Here is a 2878-nt window from a genome sequence, read left to right on the forward strand (position 1 = left end):
GGCACCGTGTAAGATGAAGGAGAACCCGTGACTCCCGAACCATATGTAATTGGAATCACCGTGCCGGGCTCGAACGCCCCAAGCTCAATTGTTTGCTCCAATCCGCCAACGGGTGCGGGACCATAGCGAGTGCCGTTGATTTCAACCCAACCTTCTAAATTCTCCGCACCTGTAGTGTTTTCGATCTTAAGGTCACAAAGAACAAAAACCCGCTGTGACGGGTCTACATTCGGCGGGACATATCGACTCCCCACAACCATACTTGTCGCCGCCCCCCCTTCTACAAAAACCTTAATAGTATATCCGACTGATGCATAATCCGCAGCATTAAACGTCAAGGACGTTTCCCCGCTCCACTTCATCGTAACCGAACGCGCGTTAGTTCTTCCATCATCCGCGAAAACTCTAATGATTAGCGAATACGTCTTTCCTTCTCCTTCCTCATATTCGATCACGCCACGACCAACCCAATTGTGCCCCCCCGTGGCAGCTAGTCCGCCACCTGAAATCGTAGCACCTCTCACCGCACAAAAAAACGCCATGTTGCAGAGCAGCACGGCACACGCTTTCAAGATCGCCCGCTTCATCTCATTTCCTTCCTTTGAAAATTGTATATAAAATCGCGCCGAATATCAGCCACAGGGCAACCACTCCCGAGGTGACCAAATAATAAAGTTTCTGCGACAGTTCGGCGTCCACGATGATTTAGGCGGGGGGCAGTCCCTCCCCCGCAATGAGATCAGCTCTTGAAGAGGAGCTTTTTCAGCCAGCCAATGATCGGCTGGATCATCCAGACCACAACGGCCGCGAGGACGATTCCGGCGATCACGGTCACGACCTTGACGGCCGTGGACATCGCGTCGACGGTGATGTCACCCGTCGCCGGATCGGCGGTGATCAGCTCACCCGCCGCGCTCGCTTGCAGCGAGCAGAAGCAGGTCAACATGACCGCGAAGAGACCGTTGAGGAGTTTTTTGACTTTGTTCATTTGTGTTACCTTTCGTTTGTTTGTTCTTGTTTGTTTTTGAAGGCACCATGCCTTCAAAAGTCGCCCGCATCGCCCTCCTTATGCGGGTTAAAAATCAGGTCTTTGACCATCCGTGCCAGCCATCCATACACGGAAACGAGCCAACCCAAACCGAAGCCGATCATTATCAAACCGACTTCGTTCACATGCCATCCGAGGAGATCGGCAAGGCTCGTCATTTTGCACCTCCATCAAAACGGGTCTTCCGGCCGCCAGCGCTTTTGCTTTTCGGCCTCGATATGGTCGCGAATCCATGCGGACGCCTTCCATTGCGAGGCGTTCGGCAGGAACCAAGAGAAGCCGCAGTTCTTGCGCGTTTTGCAGCCCGTTGCGCGACGATAGAGGCGCGCCCACCAGACGCGCTCGCGTTCGTCCACAACGCCCGTTTCGTGCATGTCTTGCGCGCCCAAGAGCACTTTGCGGTTAATGTAGCCCCACCATCGGCCGACAGCGAATGACGGGGCTTGCTCGCGCTTCGCGGCGTGCATGGCCAGATACCATGTGCCGCGCACTTGATCGCCGGACGTAATCTTGATGGCGAATTCGCTGTCATTCTCGGAAAACTTTTTCCACCACGAAACGAGCCAATCGAGAGACGCTTTGCATCGCGCCTCATACTCTTCCGCGCATTCAAACTCGCGGCATGCCCCGAGCCAGAGCAGGCAGTGAAAATGCGGCACCATTCGCTTTTGATACTCCAATCGCCAGATGCCGCAGGCGAAGTGTCGTCCGAGGTCGCGAACCAATGCCGACTTGGTTTTCGCCAACTCATCGGGGCGAGGCCACGTTTTCCAATACGTGAGCGATGCGTGAATGCAGGTGCCGTTTTTGTCCCAGTCGATGCTGGACAAAACTTTGGCGATATTGAGCGCGCTTTTGACCGACATTCCGCGCAGTTCGCGTTTTGTGCCTTTGCCCGACAGATCGGCATTTTCGGGCAGCGTTTCCGGCTCGACCTCGGCAGCGAGTCCGGGAATCGGCGGATGTTCAGCACGGGACAGGATAATGAGATTCGGGGCTTGAAACGACCGCATCGCAGCCAGCGGCCTTGATGATTTTTCGCCGCCCATTTTTGCCAAATTTTCATCCATCCGAAAGCCCCTAGAAATTCAAAATGGTGGGATATGGCGCATATACTAAATAGCGCCGCGCCCAAAAACGGCACCGAAAACACACGCCCGCTCGTGCCTCGGGGCGTGTGTTCATCGGTGCCGCTCTTGAGATTGAGTTTCATGTCACGGAGTAAGCCGCTTTATGCCGCTTTTCGAATAATCCGGCCGCTTTCGTCCATCGTGTTGACGCTGGTGCCCGCAGGAACGTCGTCCTTGGCCTTCCAGAGGCAGTTTTTCGGGCTATCCCATACCTCGGTCACCCTTACGACCTCCAGCGACGTATAGGCGCGGGAAACGCGGCCTGCTTGGAAAGCCGCCTTGAGTTCGTTTGCCACCTTGATTTGAACCACGATTTTATAAGCGGCTTCGATCTCGACCGCTTCCGATTCGGCCACGGTGCCTTCAAGCGCGCAGGGCGAGCCATCGGCACCGATGAACGTAATCAACTGCTTTTTCTTCACGGTGGACGTCACCCATTGGTTGTCCACTTGCTCGCGGACATCTTCCGCTTGCAGTTGAATCGACGGCACATTGCCCGCCGAACGAAGCTCAAGAGCCGACACGGCGGACGGCATTTTATTGTTGGTTGTTAGTTTGACTGCCATTTTACACTTACCTTTCTATTTTATTTTGTTGTTTGTTACTGCGTTACGCTAAAAACGAAAAGCCAGTCACTGGGGTTCCCCAGTGCTGGCAGTTTCAGTTGCAGGGACAGGGACTGCAGCCCCTGCTCCCGAAA

5 protein-coding genes are annotated in these 2878 nt (G+C 54.6%); all 5 read right to left on the reverse strand.

Annotated elements, in window-relative coordinates:
- Positions 1-557: hypothetical protein (locus M2447_RS13600; RefSeq protein ID WP_277559047.1), on the reverse strand; the 557-nt coding region annotated here is incomplete at its 3' end.
- A 182-nt stretch (positions 558-739) separates the two neighbouring features.
- Positions 740-988, reverse strand: a complete 249-nt coding sequence (locus M2447_RS13605) for a hypothetical protein (RefSeq protein ID WP_277559048.1) — start codon at positions 986-988, stop codon at positions 740-742.
- 53 nt (positions 989-1041) lie between these two features.
- Positions 1042-1206 (reverse strand): hypothetical protein, encoded by a 165-nt coding sequence (locus M2447_RS13610; protein WP_277559050.1) that lies wholly within the window; start codon positions 1204-1206, stop codon positions 1042-1044.
- A gap of 12 nt (positions 1207-1218) precedes the next feature.
- Entirely contained in the window at positions 1219-2118 is a 900-nt protein-coding gene (locus tag M2447_RS13615) for a hypothetical protein (protein WP_277559051.1), read from the reverse strand.
- A 161-nt stretch (positions 2119-2279) separates the two neighbouring features.
- A complete protein-coding gene (locus tag M2447_RS13620) occupies positions 2280-2744 on the reverse strand; it encodes a hypothetical protein (protein WP_277559052.1) in 465 nt (154 codons plus the stop codon).
- Positions 2745-2878: the final 134 nt, after the last annotated feature.

Source organism: Ereboglobus sp. PH5-10, from assembly GCF_029504735.1.
Taxonomy (GTDB): domain Bacteria; phylum Verrucomicrobiota; class Verrucomicrobiia; order Opitutales; family Opitutaceae; genus Ereboglobus.

What these genes read in the sequence shown, in the direction of transcription:
- M2447_RS13615 (WP_277559051.1), bottom strand. Translation starts at nt 2,118, where the DNA reads ATGGATGAAAATTTGGCAAAAATGGGCGGCGAAAAATCATCAAGGCCG.
- M2447_RS13610 (WP_277559050.1), bottom strand. Translation starts at nt 1,206, where the DNA reads ATGACGAGCCTTGCCGATCTCCTCGGATGGCATGTGAACGAAGTCGGT.
- M2447_RS13620 (WP_277559052.1), bottom strand. Translation starts at nt 2,744, where the DNA reads ATGGCAGTCAAACTAACAACCAACAATAAAATGCCGTCCGCCGTGTCG.
- M2447_RS13605 (WP_277559048.1), bottom strand. Translation starts at nt 988, where the DNA reads ATGAACAAAGTCAAAAAACTCCTCAACGGTCTCTTCGCGGTCATGTTG.